Annotated in this window: 17 protein-coding genes and 2 pseudogenes; 17 read left to right on the forward strand and 2 right to left on the reverse strand. The window is 69.5% G+C overall.

The window, feature by feature from the left end; translation table 11 throughout:
- The first annotated feature begins 153 nt into the window (after positions 1 to 153).
- The 17 genes and pseudogenes from rimP (at position 154) to purB (ending at position 18,463) form a co-directional block, all read left to right on the forward strand.
- Entirely contained in the window at positions 154 to 639 is a 486-nt protein-coding gene (gene rimP / locus QEG98_RS10915; RefSeq protein WP_090492009.1) for a ribosome maturation factor RimP, read from the forward strand.
- A 62-nt stretch (positions 640 to 701) separates the two neighbouring features.
- Positions 702 to 2,402 (forward strand): transcription termination factor NusA, encoded by a 1,701-nt coding sequence (gene nusA / locus QEG98_RS10920; protein WP_090492010.1) that lies wholly within the window; start codon positions 702 to 704, stop codon positions 2,400 to 2,402.
- 65 nt (positions 2,403 to 2,467) lie between these two features.
- Positions 2,468 to 2,761 carry a YlxR family RNase P modulator gene (locus QEG98_RS10925; protein ID WP_225888696.1) on the forward strand — a complete coding sequence of 98 codons (294 nt, stop codon included), beginning with the start codon at positions 2,468 to 2,470 and terminating at the stop codon, positions 2,759 to 2,761.
- An 81-nt stretch (positions 2,762 to 2,842) separates the two neighbouring features.
- Positions 2,843 to 6,059 (forward strand): annotated as a pseudogene (infB, locus tag QEG98_RS10930) (translation initiation factor IF-2).
- 117 nt (positions 6,060 to 6,176) lie between these two features.
- Entirely contained in the window at positions 6,177 to 6,785 is a 609-nt protein-coding gene (locus QEG98_RS10935; protein WP_316566668.1) for a DUF503 domain-containing protein, read from the forward strand.
- Entirely contained in the window at positions 6,782 to 7,141 is a 360-nt protein-coding gene (rbfA, locus tag QEG98_RS10940) for a 30S ribosome-binding factor RbfA (protein ID WP_011552154.1), read from the forward strand. The genes QEG98_RS10935 and rbfA overlap by 4 nt, the downstream gene beginning before the upstream one ends.
- Before the next feature lie 32 nt (positions 7,142 to 7,173).
- Entirely contained in the window at positions 7,174 to 8,043 is an 870-nt protein-coding gene (truB, locus tag QEG98_RS10945) for a tRNA pseudouridine(55) synthase TruB (protein ID WP_141256319.1), read from the forward strand.
- A 209-nt stretch (positions 8,044 to 8,252) separates the two neighbouring features.
- Positions 8,253 to 8,522, forward strand: coding sequence for a 30S ribosomal protein S15 (rpsO, locus tag QEG98_RS10950; protein ID WP_011552156.1), 270 nt, complete (start codon positions 8,253 to 8,255; stop codon positions 8,520 to 8,522).
- A 384-nt stretch (positions 8,523 to 8,906) separates the two neighbouring features.
- The gene (gene pnp / locus QEG98_RS10955; RefSeq protein WP_316566669.1) at positions 8,907 to 11,075 is read left to right on the forward strand and encodes a polyribonucleotide nucleotidyltransferase; all 2,169 of its coding nucleotides are present in this window, start codon (positions 8,907 to 8,909) and stop codon (positions 11,073 to 11,075) included.
- 163 nt (positions 11,076 to 11,238) lie between these two features.
- Entirely contained in the window at positions 11,239 to 12,036 is a 798-nt protein-coding gene (locus QEG98_RS10960; protein WP_316566670.1) for a hypothetical protein, read from the forward strand.
- Between the two features lie 6 nt (positions 12,037 to 12,042).
- Positions 12,043 to 13,052 (forward strand): annotated as a pseudogene (locus QEG98_RS10965) (M23 family metallopeptidase).
- 68 nt (positions 13,053 to 13,120) lie between these two features.
- Positions 13,121 to 13,576 (forward strand): dUTP diphosphatase, encoded by a 456-nt coding sequence (gene dut, locus QEG98_RS10970; RefSeq protein ID WP_090492018.1) that lies wholly within the window; start codon positions 13,121 to 13,123, stop codon positions 13,574 to 13,576.
- A 109-nt stretch (positions 13,577 to 13,685) separates the two neighbouring features.
- Positions 13,686 to 15,497: a serine/threonine protein kinase gene (locus QEG98_RS10975; RefSeq protein WP_316566671.1), complete on the forward strand. Its 1,812-nt coding sequence runs from the start codon at positions 13,686 to 13,688 to the stop codon at positions 15,495 to 15,497.
- Positions 15,491 to 16,213 carry a formylglycine-generating enzyme family protein gene (locus tag QEG98_RS10980; protein WP_316566672.1) on the forward strand — a complete coding sequence of 241 codons (723 nt, stop codon included), beginning with the start codon at positions 15,491 to 15,493 and terminating at the stop codon, positions 16,211 to 16,213. The genes QEG98_RS10975 and QEG98_RS10980 overlap by 7 nt, the downstream gene beginning before the upstream one ends.
- The gene (locus QEG98_RS10985; RefSeq protein ID WP_316566673.1) at positions 16,210 to 16,803 is read left to right on the forward strand and encodes an ABC transporter substrate-binding protein; all 594 of its coding nucleotides are present in this window, start codon (positions 16,210 to 16,212) and stop codon (positions 16,801 to 16,803) included. Before QEG98_RS10980 ends, QEG98_RS10985 begins: the two co-directional genes overlap by 4 nt.
- Positions 16,767 to 17,153: an ABC transporter substrate binding protein gene (locus QEG98_RS10990; protein WP_316566674.1), complete on the forward strand. Its 387-nt coding sequence runs from the start codon at positions 16,767 to 16,769 to the stop codon at positions 17,151 to 17,153. The genes QEG98_RS10985 and QEG98_RS10990 overlap by 37 nt, the downstream gene beginning before the upstream one ends.
- Complete coding sequence (gene purB, locus QEG98_RS10995; RefSeq protein ID WP_090492021.1) at positions 17,150 to 18,463, forward strand: adenylosuccinate lyase; 1,314 nt, start codon at positions 17,150 to 17,152, stop codon at positions 18,461 to 18,463. The genes QEG98_RS10990 and purB overlap by 4 nt, the downstream gene beginning before the upstream one ends.
- 27 nt (positions 18,464 to 18,490) lie before the next feature.
- Here the strand turns inward: purB and QEG98_RS11000 are convergent, their stop codons facing one another.
- Both QEG98_RS11000 and QEG98_RS11005 read right to left on the reverse strand, forming a co-directional pair.
- Positions 18,491 to 19,450 (reverse strand): phosphoribosylaminoimidazolesuccinocarboxamide synthase, encoded by a 960-nt coding sequence (locus QEG98_RS11000; protein ID WP_316566675.1) that lies wholly within the window; start codon positions 19,448 to 19,450, stop codon positions 18,491 to 18,493.
- Between the two features lie 71 nt (positions 19,451 to 19,521).
- The gene (locus QEG98_RS11005; RefSeq protein WP_410477997.1) at positions 19,522 to 20,112 is read right to left on the reverse strand and encodes a hypothetical protein; all 591 of its coding nucleotides are present in this window, start codon (positions 20,110 to 20,112) and stop codon (positions 19,522 to 19,524) included.
- Positions 20,113 to 20,116: the final 4 nt, after the last annotated feature.

Consider the following 20,116-nt stretch of genomic DNA (forward strand, 5'->3'; position numbering starts at 1 on the left):
CGGGCGGGTTTCACCCGGAGCAGGAGGGCGCGTCCTTCCTTTACACCCCGACGGGGCGTGTGCTACGGACGCCCCCGACATTTTTCGATGAAGCACTTCGAAAAGTGGGCCGCGTGCCCGCTTTTCGTGTTTTTGGAGACTGGTTTCCCGCTTATGTCGGAGAAGAACCTCAAGCAGACGGTGGAGGAGCGGGCCTTGGCCCTGCTCGAGCCCATTGTCGCGGGTGAAGGCCTGGAGCTCGTGGACCTGGAATTCCTCCGGGAGCGCGAGGGCTGGGTGCTCCGGTTGTTCATCGACAAGCCGGGTGGCCGCGTAGGGCTGGACGAGTGCACCCAGGTGTCGCGCGCGGTGGATCCGTCGCTCGACGTGGAGGACTTCATCCCCCACGAGTACAACCTGGAGGTTTCCAGCCCCGGAGTGGACCGCCCGCTGAGGAAGCCGGCGCACTTCGAGCGGGTGAAGGGACAGAAGGTGAAGGTGAAGACGTTCGGCCCGGTGGGAGAGCCCCCGCGCAAGAACTTCACCGGCACGCTGACCGAGGTGGCAGGCGACGGAATCTCGGTGGAGGTGGAAGGGGCCGGAACCTTCCACATCCTCTTCAAGGACATCGCCAAGGCGAACCTGGAGTTCCAGTTCTAGACGTCGACATACAGGGTGCCCCTCCGCGCGAGGGCGCCCGTGGACCCTTTTAGGAGAAGACCATGCCCACGCAGCAAGCCAACCCGAGTGTCAACCTCAACCTCGTCCTGGACCAGGTCGCCAAGGACAAGGGCATCGACCGGGCTGTGCTGATTGCCACGCTCGAAGACGCGATGAAGACCGCGGCCAAGAAGCACTTTGGCCAGGACCGCGAGCTCGAGGCGAAGTACGACCCGGACAAGGGCGTCGTGGAGCTGTTCCAGGCCATCACCGTGGTCGAGGAGATTGTCGACCCGGTCCAGGCGGTGAATCAGATCTCCCTGGTCGAGGCCCACAAGAAGGGCATGGAAGTGGAGCCGGGCGACGAGCTCGTGTTCCAGATCTTCTACCGGGACGAGGACGCCGCCGAGGCCAAGGCCCAGGACGACCAGTACGGTGACATCCTCCGCCTGAAGACCTTCCGCCGCGGCTTCGGCCGCATCGCCGCGCAGACGGCCAAGCAGGTCATCCTGCAGCGCACGCGCGACGCGGAGCGGGAGAACGTCTTCAACGAGTACCGCGACCGGAAGAACGAAATCGTCACCGGCATCGCCCGCCGCTTCGAGCGCGGCAACATCATCGTGGACCTGGGCCGCGCGGAGGCCGTGCTGCCGGTGCGCGAGCAGGTCCCGCGTGAGACGTACCGCCCCGGCGACCGCGTCCAGGCCTACGTGCTGGACGTGCTCCGTGAGTCCAAGGGCCCCCAGATTGTCCTCAGCCGCGCGTCCGTCAACCTGCTCACCAAGCTGTTCGAGATGGAGGTGCCGGAAATCGCCGAAGGCATCGTCGTCATCGAGGCGGCGGCGCGTGAGCCGGGTGGCCGGGCGAAGATTGCCGTGTCCAGCCGGGACTCGGACGTGGACCCCGTGGGCGCCTGCGTCGGTATGAAGGGCAGCCGTGTCCAGGCGGTGGTGCAGGAGCTGCGCGGCGAGAAGATCGACATCGTCCCGTTCGACGAGGATCCGGCCCGCTTCGTGTGCTCGGCGCTGGCCCCGGCGGAGGTCAGCCGAGTCATCATCGACGAGGCCAATCACGCCATGGAGCTCATCGTCCCGGACGACCAGCTCAGCCTGGCCATTGGCCGTCGCGGTCAGAACGTCCGCCTGGCCGCCCAGCTGACCGGCTGGAAGCTCGACATCAACAGCGAGAGCCGGGTCCGGGAGCTGCGCGAGTTCGCCAACCGCTCCCTGGGCTCGCTGCCCGGCGTCAACGAGATGCTGGTGGAGACGCTCTACGCGCACGGCTTCCGTCAGGCCCGGGACATCGCCGAGGCCAACGCGGAGTTGCTGGCGCAACTGCCCGGCATCGACCCGGCCCGTATCCCCTCCATGCAGGAAGCCGCCCGGACCCGAATGGTCGAGGATCAGGCGGAACTGTCGCGCATGGATTATGAAAGAGAGCAGGCCCGCATCGCGGAGGCTCGGCGGCATCCGGACGAACTCAGCCAGCCCGAGCGCATGGCGCGCGTGCGTGGCGTCGGTGAGAAGACCATCGAGCAGCTCATCCTCGCGGGGTACCGCTCGGTGGAGGACATCGCCAATGAGAAGGATCTGGCGAAGCTGGGCGATGTTCCGGGTGTGGGTATCAAGAAGGCCCGCCAGCTGAAGAGCGCGGCGGAAAACTATCTGGTGGAGGAAGCCAAGCTGCGTGCGGAGCTGAATGCCGAGCGCGGCGCCATGACGGTGGCACTTGAGGGTGGCGCAGAAGCCACCAAGTCACCGTAAGCTAAGCGAGCAAGGGAGGGGACGTGCGGCGCCCGGCTGGCCGGCCCAAGCCGGAAGTTCAGAACGTGGGGTCAGGTCCGGTCCGGACGTGCGTCGGATGCGGTTCGCGGCGACTACAGGCGGAACTGACCCGATTCGTGATAGGGCCCGGAGGCGCCATCGAGGTGGACAGGAAGAGGCGGCTGCCAGGACGGGGCGCCTACCTGTGCGGTGCCGGTTGTCTGACGGCAGCGCTGAAGCGGAAGGCGTTTGGTAGGGCCTTTCGCGGAAAGGCGGGCCAGGTTGACCCGTCGCAGCTCGGACAGGCATGGGAGCAGGGGGACGGTGAGCGGAGGGGTGCGGGGGGGAGTGGGTGTTAGTCACCACTCGCACACATTTTCGGGTTTGGACTAGGGTGCTGCGCCCCGGAGTCGGCGGAGCAGAAGGCCATCAAGGGCAATATGTCGAAGAAGCGCGTCCACGAAATCGCCAAGGAACTCAAGAGCCACGGGATTGAGCTCGACAACAAGGAGGTCGTCACCGAGCTGTCGAGCCTCGGTTACGACGTCAAGAGCCACTCGTCGTCTCTCGATGACGACCAGGCGACCGCTGCCGTCCAGAAGATTCTGGACAAGCGCAAGCCGAAGCAGGCCACGCCGCCCGTGACGGCGAAGGGCTTCGTCGTGCGCCGCAAGGTGGGTCCGCCCGCCGGTGCGACCGCGGACAGCGGGGCCGAGGCTTCACAGGCCGCCGAGCCCGCCTACGAGCCGCCGCCGTCGGCGCCCGAGGCCGCCACGTTCGCCGCAGAGGAGCCGGTGCAGGCGCCTCCGCCCGTCGAGGCGCCCCGCGCGCCCGCCGAGCCGCCGAGCGCCCCGGAGCCCCAGCGCGTCGAGGCCCCGGTCGCCGCCGCGGCGGAGCCGTCGGCTCCGGCTGCTGTCACGTCTACGCCCCCGCGCAGGTCGCCGAGGCCCCGAAGGCCCCTGCCGCCGCCGAGGTGGCTTCACCCCCGCCCGCCACCGAGGCCCCTCAGGCCCCGGTGGAGGCTCCCCGCGCTGCCGTGCCGGCTCCCGCCGCCGCGCAGCCTCGTCCCTCTGTTCAGGAGAGCACCACCTTGCCCCAACCCCCACGCTCACCGGTACCGCCGGCAGTCCGGACGCCTTCGAGCACTTCTTCGTCCGCGACCGTCGTCTCCCGGGGCCCCGCGCCGGCTACCAGCAGCGTGGTGGGCCCGGTGGTGGTCGCCCCGGTGGTCCGGGTGGCCCGGGTGGTCGTCCTGGTGGTCCGGGCGGCCCGGGTGGTCGTCCTGGTGGCCCGGGTGGCCCCGGTGGTCGTCCTGGTGGTCCGGGCGGCCCGGGTGGTCGTCCCGGTGGTCCGGGTGGGCGTCCGTCCTACCAGGGACCGGGCTCGTATCAGGGCGCCGGCCGTCCCGGTCAGGGACCGGTGCGTCCGACCTCGGCGCCCGGCACGGGTGTGCAGGCCTCGGCCTCGGCCTCTCCGACGCCGCAGGGCCCCACCATCATGGTCGGCGGCGTGCCGCACGCCCAGGTGTCGCCCACGGGCACGGCCCGTCCCACGGCGACCCAGGCCGTCGTCATCTCGCGCCCGCTCATCCAGGTGCGCCGCGTGACGCCCACGGCCGGTCAGGCCAAGCAGTACCCCATGGCGCCGGGCCGCACGGGCATCCCCGAGCGGCGTGAGTACAAGGTGGTCCCGGACCACCTGGGCCGTGGCCGCGAGCTGGTGGACGTCTCCAAGAACAAGGAGCGTGGCCAGCGCAAGCGCACCAGTGGTGATACGCAGAGCGTGTCCAAGCAGGAACTGACGGACATGGTCTGGGGCCGCGTCACCATCCCCATCCGTGGCAAGAAGCGCAAGCCCACGAAGAAGGGCGCCAAGACGCAGATCACCCAGATGGCCGAGGAGAAGAAGGTCATCAAGCTGCAGGAGGGCATCTCCGTGTCCGACCTGGGCCAGCGCATGGGTGTGCGCAGCGCCGAGCTCATCAAGAAGCTGATGGGCCTGGGGAAGATGGCCACCGCGAACCAGCTGGTGGACGCGGACACGGCGGAGATGATCGCCGGCGACTACGGCTGGAAGATCGACCGCGTGGGCTTCGAGGTGGAGGACTACCTGCCCGAGGTGGAGGCCCGTCCCGAGGACGAGCGTCCCCGTCCGCCGGTCGTGGCCATCATGGGCCACGTCGACCACGGCAAGACGAGCCTCCTGGACGCCATCCGGAAGGCCAGCGTCGCGCAGGGCGAGGCGGGTGGCATCACCCAGCACATCGGCGCGTACAGCATCACCACCGCGCGTGGTGACGTGACGTTCCTCGACACGCCGGGCCACGAGGCCTTCACGTCCATGCGCGCCCGCGGCGCCGACGTGACGGACATCGTGGTGCTGGTGGTGGCCTCGGACGACGGCGTGATGCCCCAGACGGTGGAGGCCATCAAGCACGCGAAGGCGGCGGAGGTGCCCATCGTCGTCGCCATCAACAAGATGGACCTGCCGACCGCGAACCTGGACCGCGTGAAGAAGGACCTGGCCACCCACGAGCTCGTGCCGGAAGAGTGGGGCGGGGACACCATCATGGTGCCCGTCTCCGCGAAGACGAAGGAGAACCTGGAGCTCCTGCTGGAGAACCTGGCCCTCCAGGCCGAGGTGCTCGAGCTGACCTCCAACCCGAACCGTCCGTCGGTGGGCGCCATCATCGAGGCCAAGCTGGACCGCGGCCGTGGCCCCGTCGCCACGGTGCTGGTGCAGGAAGGCACGCTGAAGCTGGGTGACGCCGTCGTCACCGGCTCGCACTACGGCCGCGTCCGCGCGATGACGAACAGCCGCGGCGAGCAGGTGAAGGAAGTGAAGCCGGGCTACTGCGCCGAGGTCGTCGGCCTGTCCGGCGTGCCGGGCGCGGGTGACGCCATCAACGTGGTGGCGGACGAGAAGGCGGCCAAGCAGATCGCCGAGCACCGCAACATGAAGGAGCGGCAGACCGAGCTGTCCAAGGTCAGCCGCGAGTCCCTGGAGCAGCTGTTCGCCAAGACGAAGGCGGGCGGTGGTCCCAAGGAGCTGCGCGTCGTCATCAAGGCGGACGTGCAGGGCTCGGCCGAGGCCGTCAAGCAGGCCGTCCAGAAGCTCTCCACCCACAAGGTCAAGGTGGAGGTGGTCCACTCCGGTGTGGGCGCCATCACCGAGGGCGACGTGATGCGGGCGGCGGCCTCCAAGGGCGTCGTGCTGGGCTTCAACGTCAACCCGGAGTCCGGGGCGGAGGCCGCGGCCAAGGCCCAGGAAGTGGTGCTCAAGGGCTACTCCATCATCTACGAGCTCATCGACGGGGTTCGGACGGAGATGGAGGGGCTGCTGGAGCCCATTCGCACCGAGCGCAAGCTGGGCCGTGCGGAGGTGCGCAACACCTTCAACGTGCCGCGCCTGGGCACCATCGCCGGTGCGGCGGTGCTGGATGGCGTCATGAAGCGCGGCGCCTTCGTCCGCCTCATGCGCGAGAACAAGCAGCTGTTCTCCGGAAAGATGGCGTCGCTGCGGCGCTTCAAGGACGACGTCAAGGAAGTCGCTCAGGGCTTCGAGTGCGGTATCGGCATCGAGAGCTTCAACGACCTCAAGCCCGGTGACATCATCGAGGCGTACGAGATCGAAGAGACTCGGCAGAGCCTTACCTAGTTGCAGGAGAGCCCCGGCGCCTCCCTGAAACCCTGGGAAGACCCCATCTTCCCAGGGTGCTGATGCCCGGGTTGCCACCGCCTTCGGGCGTGGCCACCCGTGGCAAGGGGGACATTCATGTTCGTAGGTGTCGCACGCCTCACCCTGCAGATTCCGGAAAGTGGCTCGCTGAAGTCCAAGCGGCAGGTGCTCCGCCGGGTGACGGATCGGCTCAAGGCCCGCTTCAACGTGGCGGTGGCCGAGGTCGAGGACCAGGATCTCTGGCAGAAGGCGTCACTGGCGCTCGCGGTGGTGGGCAACGAGCGACGCCACGTGGACGAGCAGCTGGAGAAAATCATCCACTCCGTCGAGGAGATGTACGTCGCCCCGCTGTTGTCGCGGGAGACGGAAATCCTCGGCTTCGGGGACCAGCTCTTCGCGAGCGGCCAGGCGGCCTCGCGAGGTTCCTTTTCGGCGCAGGCCGTGGATGAGGACGCGGAGGAGTTGGACCTTTCCCCGGAGCAGGCGGCGGCGCATTCGGAGGCCGCCATTGCCCGCTTCCTGCGCGGCGAGCGCGGCTCGCTCGCGGAGGCGGAGGGGTTGGGAGAGTGGGAAAGCCGCCATGAAGGTGGCATGGATGGCGGCACGGGCCGCCCGTCTCCGTCGAGCGGTGGACGGATGACGTTCGACGAGGCACGGGCTCGGGCCCGTTCCCTGCGCAACCCGCGAGACTGGGAGAAGAAATGACGACGCATTCCCGACCGGAGCGCGTGGGGCAGGAAATCCAGGCGGCCATCGGTGACTTGCTCACCCGGGGCATGCTGAGGGATCCGCGCATCGGCTACATCACGATTACAGGCGTGAAGGTCTCCCCGGACCTTCGCGTGGCCCGTGTCTTCTATTCGATGATGGGCAACGAGCAGGAGCGGGCGGACACGCAGAAGGGCCTGGAAGCCGCCAAGGGCTTCGTGCGCCGCGAGGTGACGTCCGCCGTCAACCTGCGCGTGTCGCCGGAAATCTTCTTCTCCTTCGACGAATCGGTGGGCGAAGGTGACAAGATTGACCGGCTGCTGCGCGAAGTCCGTAACAAGGAAGGCTGGTAGGTCCAGCTCCGGGCCTCCACGATTGGCGTGCCATGGACGGCGTCCTCGTCATTGACAAGCCCACCGGTCCCACGTCGTTCGACGTGGTCCGCCAGGTGCGTTCGCTGCTTCGCCTGAAGAAGGTGGGCCACACGGGGACGCTGGACCCGCTGGCCACGGGAGTGCTGCCGCTCTGCCTGGGGGAAGCCACCAAGGTCGCGGGCTTCATCACCGAGGGCGACAAGGCCTACGACGCCACGGTGCGTCTGGGCTCGGAGACGGACACCCTGGACGCGGAAGGGCAGGTGACGGCGCAGGCGCCCGTACCCGCCCTGACGCCCGCGCTGATTGAATCCGCGCTGGCGCGCTTCCGGGGCACTTTCGACCAGGTCCCCCCCATGTATTCGGCCGTCAAGGTGGGCGGGAAGCGGCTCTACGAATTGGCCCGTGCGGGCGAGGAAGTGGAGCGCGCCGCCCGCCAGGTGACGGTGTACGAACTGGTGCTGCGGGACTTCTCCGCCGAGCGGCTGCAGCTGTCGGTGCGCTGCTCCAAGGGCTTCTTCGTGCGCACCCTGGCTCAGGACGTGGGCCGGGCGCTGGGTTGTGGTGCCCACCTGGAGGCCCTGCGGCGCACCGCCAGTGGCCCCTTCACCCTGGCGCAGGCGCTGCCGCTGGCGGACGTGCCGGAGCTGCTGAAGGAGGGCGCGCTGGCCAGCCGGCTGATGACCATGTCGCATGCGCTGGTGGAGCTGCCGGAGGTCCGGGTGGGCGCCGCCGATGCCAAGCGCGTCTCCCACGGTGTCCCGGTGGAGGTCCCCGCCGGGAAGGTGGGACGGGTGCGCGTCATGGGCCCGGACGACGCGCTGCTGGCGGTGGCCGAAGTGGCCGGTGGCCGCCTGCGCTATCTGCGCGTCCTGGTGTAACGCCGGGATTTTTCGCGGGGTTGTGGCTGTACGTCTTCTCGTGGTCCCGGACTTTCCGGGGCTGGCCGGCAGGCGTCGAAGGTTGACCCCACGGGGGGTGAAGCTTATAAGCCCCCCGCTCGTCAGAAGGATGCACCCGGTCTGTACCCCTCCGCGGACCGTGGTGACGCGAGCAGCAACCTCCACCGGAGCGGGCAAGGAAGAGTCTCATGTCGCTGCACCAGGAGCGTAAGTCGGAGCTGGTGTCGAAGTTCCGGACCCACGAGTCGGACACGGGTTCCCCCGAGGTCCAGGTGGCGCTGCTGTCCGAGCGCATCACCATGCTCACCGAGCACTTCAAGACGCACAAGAAGGACCACCACTCCCGCCGCGGTCTGCTGAAGCTGGTCGGTCAGCGCCGCCGCCTGCTGGACTACCTGAAGTCCAAGGACGTCGCGCGGTACAAGAAGCTCATCGACGGCCTCGGCATCCGCAAGTAGGCAGTTGAGCAGGACCCGGGGCGCTGGCGGAAACCAGCGCCCCGCGCGTTTAGGACATAGGCCGTAATGCAGTGACGTGAAGCAGTCGAAGCGCGGTGGGTGGAGGCGGGCAAGGGAGTGGTGGCTGCGGAGGTTTTGGTTTCCGTTCGGATGGGCTGACCGCGGTCGGCTCCTGCGACCAGGGATCAAAAGTTCCGAGACATCCCTCCGGCGCTCCGCAAGCGCCCTCCGCAGTACATGCTGGCGGTTGCCTCAACTGGCGCCTGTTCCAGGCCCTGGTGACCGCTCAAACACCCCGAGGGCCCTCCCGGGGTGCCGGGTCCATTTCTCGGACCGGGTGCGCGCGGTGGGGTCTTCGCCCCTGAAGGATCCAGAGGCACGGACATGTTGAAGAAGAGCGTCAAGATTGGCGAGAGCGAGCTGAGCATCGAAGTGGGTCGTCTGGCGAAGCAGGCCGACGGTTCCGTGGTGGTCCGCTATGGCGACACCATGCTGCTGGTGACGGCGGTGAGCGCCCGGGAGAAGAAGGACATCGACTTCCTCCCCCTGACGGTGGAGTACCAGGAGAAGCTGTATTCGGCCGGCCGCATCCCCGGCAGCTACTTCAAGCGCGAGGGCCGCCTCACGGAGAAGGAGACGCTGGCCAGCCGCCTGGTCGACCGCTCCTGCCGCCCGCTGTTCCCGGAAGGCTACGCATACGAGACGCAGGTCATCGCCAGCGTCATCTCCTCCGACCCGGAGAACGAGGGTGACATCCACGGCATCACCGGCGCCTCCGCGGCGCTGTGGGTGTCGGACATCCCGTTCGACGGCCCCATCGCCGGCATCCGCGTGGGCCGCGTCGGCGGTCAGCTGGTGGCCAACCCCACCGCGAAGCAGCGCGAGCAGAGCGACCTGGACCTGGTCATGGCGGTGAGCCGCAAGGCCATCGTCATGGTGGAAGGTGGCGCGGAGGAGGTCTCCGAGGCCGACATGGTCGCGGCGCTCGACTTCGGCTTCAAGACGGCGCAGCCCGCGCTGGACCTGCAGGACGAGCTGCGGCGCGAGCTGAACAAGCAGGTTCGCTCCTTCGAGAAGCCCGCCGCCGTGGACGAGGGCCTGCGCGCCAAGGTGCGCGAGCTGGCCATGGACGGCATCAAGGCGGGCTACGGCATCAAGGAGAAGGGCGCGCGCTACGAGGCGCTCGGCAAGACGAAGAAGGAGACGCTCGCCAAGCTCAAGGAGCAACTGGGCGACGGCTACACCCCGCTGGTGGAGAAGCACGCCAAGTCGGTGGTGGAGGACCTGAAGTACGAGCACATGCGCGAGATGACGGTCAACGGTGGCCGTATCGGCGACCGTGGCCACGACGTGGTCCGTCCGATTACGTGCGAGGTGGGCGTGCTCCCGCGCACCCACGGCAGCGCCGTCTTCACGCGCGGCGAGACGCAGGCGCTCGTGGTCACCACGCTGGGCACCAGCGATGACGAGCAGCGCCTGGAGATGCTGGGCGGCATGGCCTTCAAGCGCTTCATGCTGCACTACAACTTCCCGCCGTTCAGCGTGAACGAGACGAAGCCGCTGCGTGGCCCGGGCCGCCGTGAAGTCGGCCACGGGGCGCTGGCGGAGCGCGCGCTGCGCAACATGGTGCCGAAGAGCGAGTCCTTCCCGTACACGGTGCGCCTGGTGTCGGACATCCTGGAGTCCAACGGCTCCTCGTCCATGGCCTCCGTCTGCGGCGGCACGCTGGCGCTGATGGACGCGGGTGTTCCGCTCAAGGCCCCGGTGGCGGGTATCGCCATGGGGCTGGTGAAGGAGGGCGACAAGATTGCCATCCTCTCCGACATCCTCGGTGACGAGGACCACCTGGGCGACATGGACTTCAAGGTGTGCGGCACCTCGAAGGGCATCACGTCCATCCAGATGGACATCAAGATCACCGGCCTCACGACGGAAATCATGAGCCGCGCGCTGGAGCAGGCGCGTCAGGGCCGCCTCCACATCCTGGGTGAGATGCTCAAGACGCTGGCCGAGTCCCGCAAGGAGATCAGCCAGTACGCGCCGCGCATCACCACCATCCAGATTCGTCCCGAGTTCATCAAGAACGTCATCGGGCCGGGCGGCAAGGTCATCAAGGACATCATCGCCCGCACGGGTGCCGCGATTAACATCGAGGACTCGGGCCGCGTGGACATCGCCAGCGCGAACGGCGAGGCCGTGAAGGCCGCCATCGCGATGATTCAGGCGCTGACCCGCGAGGCGGAGATTGGGAAGATCTACACGGGCACGGTGCGCAAGATCGCCGAGTTCGGCGCCTTCGTGGAGCTGTTCCCGGGCACCGACGGCCTCATCCACATCTCCGAGCTGTCCGACAAGCGCGTCAAGAGCGTCTCCGACGTGCTGAACGAGGGCGACGAGGTGTTGGTGAAGGTCGTCAGCATCGACAAGACGGGCAAGATTCGCCTGTCGCGCAAGGAGGCCATGGCGGAGCGCGCCGCGCAGCAGGGCGCCGCCGTCAGTGAGGCCGCCGCGCAGCCGGCGCCCGCGCCCACGCAGCCTGACGCCAAGGCCTGATTCGCGCCCGAAAGCCCGGGCTCCTTCATTGGGAGCCCGGCGCTCATGACGCCCCCTTCCGCCACCGCGCGGGAGGGGGTGTTTTCGTTTCGGGCCGGGGTGGCTTAGACACTTCCGGGCGGGCCGTGCGTTGAGGTGCGAGCCCCATCCGCACGGAGGCTGTTTGCCACCTCGACCACCGCCTGCTTCGTCGTCCACGCCCTTCCTGGCGGACGTCTCCCGTTTCCTGGGGGCCTTCCGCTGGGCGTTCATGCCACTGGGCCTGGTCGCGCTGGTGGCGGTGGGGGTGCACTCGGCGGCGGACACGCTGGATGAACGGTTGCTGGCGCTGGTGGACCGGGTGGACGCGGGCTTCGACGCGCTCGTGGGCCGCTACGCGTTGACGGCGCCCTTGGTGGAGTGGGTGTCACTGGAGCAGCGCACCCGGATTGCGCGCTTCCTCGCGCTCGCGTGGGAGCTGGCCGCGGACGTGGTGCTGGCGCTGCCCGCGCTGGGCTACCGGGAGTCCGCCGCCCCGGTTCCGGCGGAGGCATGGCGCGTGGTGCTGGAGCCCCAGAAGGCCGCGCGTCCGACGTGGCGTCAGCTGTGGTCGCGGTGCCTGCGCAAGCCCACGCCCATGCGGTGGCTGCGGCCCCTGGCGACGGCGGCCGTGGTGCTGGCGGGCGCGTGCGCGGTGGCCAGACTCATCCAGGGCTCGGTGTACCTCTCCTGGCGTGAGCTCTTCGGGGACGGTGCCGCGGGCCTGGCAGCGCGGGCACTGGCGGTGGCCTCGCTGGTGGGCGTCCTGGTTTCGCTCGGGTGGCGTGCGGTGCTGCGCAACCTGCAACACGCGGACGCGGTGTGTGAGGAAGCCGGGGGCAGAGCTGCCTTGCGGCGCGGACTGCTGGGCTGCGCGGTGGTGGTGCCGCTGGCCGTGGCGGCGGTGGTGGATGCGACGCCCGTGCTGTCCTTCTTCCGGTAGGTGCCCATGTTCCCGCGCCAGGCGAAAGGACTGCTGGACTTCTTCATGGCGACGCTGTGCTTGTGGGCGGCGTACCACCACACACCCGCGGGCGCGCTGGTGCGCAAGGCCACGGCATGGGCCACGGGGACGCGCAGCAGCGCGCGGCCCTTGCTCGCGTACTACGACGGCGTCAGTGGCACCTCGCTGTCGCCGCCATGGATGGCTCCCGACGTGCCTCTGTCTCGGGCCCTCACGGACGCGGAGGCCCTGGCCTGGGGAACCCACCGGCGCTCAAGGGCGCCCAGGTGCGAGCCCGCCAGCCCGCGCTGGAGCTGGCCGCGGAGCTGGGCGTCTCCGCAGCGTCGCTGTTGGACCCGCAGACGGGCCCGGCGGCCGCGCGCAGCCTGCACACCGCGCTGTCCAAGGACTTTCCAGGAGAGGAGGCCCGGCTCACGGCGCTCTTCGCGGGCCGAGTCCCCGCGCGCTATGCGCTGGAGCGGGTGGAGGCGGAGGGTGGGGCGCCCACGCTGGAGCGCCTGTCGAGTCAGCTCCCGCCGGGCTTTGAGGACGCGTCCGTGGGCGCCGCGCAGGCCCTGGCGCTGGCCACCGCCTTCGGGCTCGCGTGGCCCGTTCATGAGAGCGCGCGTGTAACGAGTCCCTTCGGCGAGCGCTTCCACCCGGTGCTGGGGCGCCGGAAGATGCACACCGGTGTGGACCTGGGCGTGCCGGTGGGGACGCCCGTGGTCGCGGTGGCCGATGGCGTCGTCCGGCGTGCCAGCGAGGACGCCGTGAATGGCCGCGTGCTCGTGGTGGACCACGGGCGGGGCGTCACGACGGCGTACTGTCACAACTCGGAGCTGCTGGTGAAGGTGGGACAGCGCGTGAGCCGGGGAGAACGGGTGGCGCACTCAGGGAACACGGGGCGCTCCACCGGTCCCCACCTGCACTACCAACTGGAGCTGGCGGCGCGGCCCATGGACCCGCTGAAGTTCCGCACCGCCTTGCGGCCCGTGGCGAAGGACCCCGCGCCATGAGGGGCCGACGCGCGAGGTTGTCACGCCGCCGTGGCACGAAGCGGCGGCAGCTGTGTTAGTCCCAGCGCATGTCTTCTCCCCTCACGGTGAAGGTGCGCCGCGTGCGCACCCATGCGGAGCCCCTGCCACTTCCCCGCTACGAAACGGCACAGGCCGCGGGCCTGGACCTGCGCGCGGACATCGACGGGGAGCGGGTGCTGGGGCCCCTGGAGCGGCTGGCGGTGCCCACCGGGCTCGCGCTCGCGCTACCCCCTGGGTACGAAGGGCAGGTGCGCCCGCGCTCGGGCCTGGCGCTGCGGCATGGCGTCACGCTCCTCAACTCGCCGGGGACGGTGGACGCGGACTACCGAGGGGAGGTGCAGGTCATCCTCATCAACCTCTCCCATGAGCCCTTCACCCTGCGCCGGGGCGACCGCGTGGCCCAGCTGGTGGTGGCCGCCGTGCCGCCGGTCTCCCTCCAGGAGGTGGAGCTACTGGAGGAAACCTCCCGGGGTGGAAATGGCTTCGGGTCCACGGGGCGCTAGTTGCTGACTTCCTCGCTCGGCGTTCCTTGATGACAGGGGAGCGTGCAGAATAAGAGGCTGGGCCTTCCCCCGAGGTGGCCCCCCGACTGCCTCCTGGAGTACGCCAGCTTTGCTCTGCTACCGCTGCGGCAGCCTCGTTCCTGCCTCCCAAGACACCTGCCCCACCTGTGGGCTGAAGCACGATGCCTCGGCGCGTCCTCCCGCCGGGGCGGCTCGCCGGCGCGGCGCGGACGGCGCACCCTACAAGCCAGGGGACGTCGTCGCCGGCCGCTACGCCATCCGGGAAGTGGTGGGCTCCGGGCCCATGGGCTTCGTCTTCCGAGCCCAGGACGAGGAGATTGACGTCGAAGTGGCGCTCAAGGCGGTGCACCCGCGCCTGGTGCAGCAGCCCGAGGAGCGCATGCAGTTCGCGCTGTCCATGCGAGTGGCCAAGAAGCTCAATCATCCGAACCTCCTGCGCGTGTACGAGGAGGGCGTGGATGGGGACCGGCCCTTCATCACCATGCAGCTGCTGGAGGGCATGACGCTGCGCCGGATGATGGAGCAGCGCACCGCGCGGGGGCAGCTCTTCTCGCTGAAGGAAGTGGAGCCGCTGCTGTCGCAGATGGCGGCGGCCCTGGATGCGGCGCACCGCTTCGGACCGCACTCCGACGTCAAGCCGGAGAACGTCATCGTCCTGCCGGACCTGCTCAAGGTGACGGACTACGGCCTGGGCCTGGCCGTGCCGCACCTGCCCTTCGTGCAGGCGCAGAAGGGGCAGCGCGCGGACGTCTACATCGCGCCGGAGTACGTGGGCGGGGGCGAGCTGGACACGCGCATGGACGTGTACTCGCTCGCGGCCATCGTGGGGGAGATGCTCACCGGGCTCGTGCCCGAGGACGGCGTCATCCCCGGTCTGACGATGCACCACCCGGACCTGCCGACCTCCATCGAGGCACTGTACCGGCGCGCGCTCAACTTCAACCCGCTGGCCCGTCCGAAGACGGCGGGTGAGTTCCTCACCGAGTTCTCCAACATCCTGGCGCGCACGCCGGCCGCGGTGGTGTCGCGCACGCGGAGCCTCCCGGCGCCTCCGGGCTCGTCGGCCGCGAACACCGCGAGGCAGGCGGCGAGGCCTCCGCCCCCGGTGCCCACGGGCATGCTCCCGGCCGTGCAGGAGGAGGACCTGCCTCCGCCGCCCGGTGTCGCCGCGCCCAAGCCGCCCGCGCCCGTTCCGGACCTGCCGCCGCCGGTGGATGCCACGCAGCCGCTGGACGCGGTGTCGCTGGCCGCCATCATGGGACGGGGCAAGCCCGCGGCCTCGCCCGCGCCGCAGCACCTGACGGAGCAGGCGCTGCCCTTCATCGCGCCACCCGTCGTCGCCGCGAAGGGGGCACCCTCGGCGCAGGGCAGTGCTTCGCGGCCTGCGTCATCTCCGCCCGTGCCCTCGCGCGCCGCGCCAGCGCGGAAGGATTCCGAGGACGCCAGTGAGCGTGGCGCCGCGTCCGAGGCCGCGCTGAGCCGCTCCACCGCGCCCACGCAGGTGGATGCCCCCGCGGTGACGGATGGCCGCTCCACTGCTGCGATGACCCTGGACGAAGCGCCAGCGGTGCCCGCGGGCCGCCCCGCCGCGCCCACGCTGGACGCCGCGCCCGCGGTGGGCCGTTCCCGGTCGCGTGCTCGCGACGGCGCGCAGGACGAGGCGTCGTCTCGTTCGCGAGAAGGCGGCGCCGAGGACACTGGCAGCCGTGCTCGCGGCCGTGCCTCCGAGGACTCAGGTGTTCGCACCCGCCGCCGGGGTTCGGAGGTGTCGGACCCGGGCGCTCGTTCCGGCGCGAAGCGGAGCGAACCGTCGGAAGGCTCCAGTTCTCGCGCCGCGCCTCGCGGAGCGGTGCTCACCGGTCCGCCACGCGCGTGGCGAAGCCCCAGCGTTCCATGTTGAGGTTGGTGTTGCTCGTCCTCGGCTGCCTGGCGTTGGGCGCGGGCGGGGGCTTCCTGGCCATCAAGGCGCTGCAGAAGTCCAGAGGGCAGGGGACGGCGCCTGTTGCCGGGCCTGGTGGCGCGGCAGCGCTGGCGGCGCCCGTGGGCGGCTGTCCCGCGGGCATGCGGCTGGTGAGTGGCGGAGCCTTCAAGATGGGCCGGAGCGACGACGACGCACTGGCCAGCCCGGACGAGCGCCCCGTCGCGAGCATCCAGGTGTCTTCGTTCTGCGTGGATGAGTACGAATTCCCCAACCGGGCTGGCGCGATGCCGAAGGTGGCCGTGGCCTGGGAAGAGGCGCGGGGAACGTGCGAGCGCGAGGGCAAGCGACTCTGCACGGAAGAGGAATGGGAGAAGGCATGCAAGGGCCCCGGCAACTCGCGGTTCCCCTTCGGCGAGGAGCAGGCTGTGGGCGCGTGCAACACCGCGGCGAGCCCGGGTGGACTGGCGGCCTCCGGGCGCTTCGAGCGCTGCAAGTCGGGCTACGCGGTGATGGACCTGGCGGGCAACGCGGCGGAGTGGACGGCCACCCGCGTCGGCGCCCAGGCCTACGCGCTGAAGGGCGGCGCCTTCGACCAGCCGGACCCGGCGTCACGTTGCTCGGCGCGGAGCAACGGCGTGCCCACCGTGCGCTCGAACGCGGTGGGCTTCCGCTGCTGCGCGAGCGTGCGGCAATGAAGGGCTGCGTCGCCGCGCTCCTCGTCGCGCTGCTTCCGGCGGCGGTCGTGGCGCAGCAGCCAGCCCGTCCCCGCGTGGTGGCGGTGAAGTCCGCTCACCTGGCGCCGTATGCCTCCGTCATCGCCGGCTTCGCGGCGGAGGCCCGGGCCGAGGTGCAGGAGGTCATGCTGGACGAAAGCGCGGGCGCGGCCGCGCGGCTCTTCAAGAAGCTGGCGGCGCAGAAGCCCGCGCTGGTGCTGGCCCTGGGGCCCCTGGCCGCCAACGCCGCACGGCGCTCGCTGGGCGAGGACGTGCCCGTCCTCTTCGCCATGGTGCCCTACTACGAGAAGTACGGCCTGGATGGCGCCAACGTCACCGGCATCTCCCTCACCAGCGACATGGGGCCGGAGCTGGAGGCGTTGAAGGCCGTGTCGCCGAAGGTGAAGCGCGTGGGCATCCTGCATGACCCGCGGTTCTCCGCGGGGACGGTGACGCAGGCCCGCGCGGCGGCGGCCTCGAGGGGCATGTCCATCCTCCCGCTGGAATTGGAGGCGGGGGCCGGGCGGAGAAGGCGTTGGACGGCGCGGTGGGCAAGGTGGACGCGCTGCTGATGGTGGCGGACAAGACGGTGGGCAACGCGGCGGTCGTCCAGGCGCTCATCGCCTTCGCGGCGGTGCACCGCGTACCGTTGGCCGCGCTAACGCCCAGCCAGGTGAAGGAAGGGGCCACGTTGGCGCTGTCGCCCAGTCCCACGGCCATCGGCCAGCAGGCCGGGCGGCTGGCCAACCGCATCATCCACGAGAAGGTGAATCCAGGAGCGCTGGCGGTGGTTCAGCCTGAGGGGTTGGACTTGTCTCTCAATCTCACCGCCGCCAGGAAGTTGGGTCCGTCCTCCGACGCCGTGCTGGAACTCCTCCGGCTCGCGGCGCGGCGGGACTTTGCCGTGAAGGTCTACGAGTGATTCCGCGATACAGCCGTCAGGAGATGTCCTCCCTCTGGTCCGACGAGGCCCGTTACAGCCGTTGGCGCGACGTGGAGCTCGCCGCCCTGGAGGGCATGGTGGAGGCCGGGCTGGCGCCCCGCGAGGCGCTGCAGGACTGCCTGGCTCGCGCCGGAGACTTCACGCCCGAGGACGCGGCGAAAATCGAGGAGATTGAGCGCACCACCAAGCACGACGTCATCGCGTTCCTCACCTTCATGGAAGAGCGGGTGGGGCCCAGCGCGCGCTGGCTGCACCTGGGCATGACGTCGTCGGACGTCCTGGACACGTCGCTGGCGCTCACCCTGCGTGACGCGCTGGACCTCATCCTGAAGGATGTGGACCGCGTCATGGCCGCGGTGGAGAAGCGCGCCTTCGAGCACAAGCACACGCTGCAGATGGGCCGCAGCCACGGCATCCACGCGGAGCCCATCACCTTCGGCCACAAGCTGGCCATCTGGTACGACGAGCTGCGCCGCGCGCGGACGCGCCTGGAGCACGCGCGGGACGTCATCGCCGTGGGGAAGATTTCCGGCGCGGTGGGCACCTTCGCGCACCTGCCGCCCGCGGTGGAGGAGCACGTCTGCCGCAAGCTGGGCCTCAAGCCCGCGCCGGCCTCCAGCCAGGTGGTGCAGCGAGACAGGCACGCGGAGTTCTTCACCGCGCTGGCGCTGCTGGGCTCGAGCATCGAGAAGTTCGCCGTGGAGATTCGCCACCTCCAGCGCACCGAGGTGCGTGAGGCGGAGGAGCCCTTCACCGCGGGACAGAAGGGCTCCAGCGCCATGCCGCACAAGCGCAACCCGATTCTGTCGGAGAACCTCACTGGCCTGGCGCGCCTGCTGCGTGGCTACGCGGTGAGCGCCATGGAGGACGTGGCGCTGTGGCATGAGCGGGACATCTCCCACTCCTCGGTGGAGCGCGTCATCGGCCCGGACGCCACCATCCTCGCGGACTTCATGCTCATCCGCTTCGCGCGGCTGATGGAGGACCTGCGCGTCTACCCGGAGCAGATGAAGAAGAACCTGGACCTGCTGGGCGGCGTGGTGAACTCGCAGCGCCTCCTGTTGGAGCTGGCGCGCAAGGGCATGGACCGGCAGGCCGCGTACGTCATCGTCCAGCGCAATGCGATGAAGCTGTACGAGGAAGGACTCGATTTCCGGCAGGCCCTGCTCGCGGACGAGGACCTGCGGAAGATGATGACGCCCGAGGAGATTTCCGACTGCTTCTCCCCGGGCTACCACACGCGCCACATGGACGACGTCTTCCAGCGCGTGTTCGGCCGGAGCGCGTAGGCACCCCGTGCCGGTGACGGAGGAGGGCTACTTCAGGTAGCCCTTCTCACGCAGGTTGCGCTCGATGCGGGTCTTCACGTCACCCGGCTCCAGCGTCAGGGGGGTGCCGGTGATGTGCTCGTAGGCCGCCACGTACTTCGCGGCCAGGTCCACGCGCACGTCGTCAGGGATGGGCGGCGGCGTGCCCTGGCCCGAGAAGTTCCGCTCGCGGATGAGCCACTGGCGGATGTTCTCCTTGTCCAGCATGCGCTGGTCCTCGCCCTTCGCGAAGCGCGCTTCGTACTCGTCGGCCATCCAGTAGCGGCTGGAGTCCGGGGTGTGCATCTCGTCGATGACGTAGAGCGTGTCGCCCACCTTGCCGAACTCGTACTTGGTATCCACGAGGATGAGGCCGCGCGAGCGCGCCCACTTCTGCCCTTCGGCGAAGAGGCCCAGCGCGGCCTCGGAGATGCGCGCCCAGTCACGCGGCGTGGCCAGGCCCCGCGCCAGAAGCTCCTTCTCCGAGATGGGCTCGTCGTGCAGGCCGTACTCCGCCTTGGTGGACGGGGTGATGAGGGGGGCGGGGAAGACCTCGTCCTTGCGCAGGCCGTCCGGGAAGGGCAGGCCGTAGGCGGTGTGCGTGCCCTTCTGGTAATCACGCCACAGGCTGCCGGTGAGGTAGCCGCGCACCACCACTTCCACGGCGAAGGGCTGACAGGCACGCGCCACGGTGACGTTGGCGTCGGGCACGTCCAGCACGTGATTGGGGACGATGTGCTTCGTGCGCTCGAACCAGAACGCGGCCAGCCGGTTGAGCACCTCGCCCTTGAAGGGGAGGGTGGTGAGGATGTGGTCGAACGCGGACAGCCGGTCCGTCGTCACCAGGATGAGCCGGTCATCCTGCCGGTAGGTCTCGCGAACCTTGCCGCGGTAGTGCTGGCCGAGCGCGGGCAGGTCCATCTGCTGGAGGGTGAGGGGAAGCTGCGCGTGAAGTGCGGAGGTATTCACTGTCGCCTCGCGGCCCCTCTCTCTCGCGGGAAGGGCGAGAGGAAACGGGGCCAGACTTGAGGCGCGCGACTCTACTGGAGCGAAGCGGGCAGGGAAGAAGGACCGTACGCTGCTGCCAGGTAGAGGAAAGCTGGGTTGATGCGCAGGATTCCGTCCACGTAAGCGACCGCGTAAGGCGCGCCCGACGCCCGGTCCACCTGGACCGCGCTGTTCGGCGCGATGCCCCAGTGAGTGAGCAGCGTGCGGGCCACCAGCTCGGCGGCTTCACGCTCGGAGAGGCCCTGAAGGCCCTCGCGCCGGTCATCCGGCCAACGCTCTCCGCCGGACTCGAACACCAGCTCCAGCGGCGCACCTGCGTCGGGGGCCTGGAACAGGTCCATCTTCGGATCGAAGCCCGGCGCGGCGAGCAGCTCGCCCTGATGGCTGACCGGGAAGAGGACCAGGGCCTGGGCTGCCTGCCCGGCCTCGATGACGGACTGCCGGGCCACCTCGCGGAAGAGCTCCAGTCGCGTCGAGGGCGCCTCGAACTCGAGGAACTCCGGCGGGTTGGTGAGGGCCTGCCGCGCGCTCATCGTGGCACGGACAGGTGCACCCGCCTCACCACACGCGGTGAGGACCGTCACGAGAGAGAGGAGCAACCCAGGGAGCCAGCGACGCATCAACCGG

Source organism: Myxococcus sp. MxC21-1 (assembly GCF_032612255.1).
Lineage (GTDB): Bacteria > Myxococcota > Myxococcia > Myxococcales > Myxococcaceae > Myxococcus > Myxococcus virescens.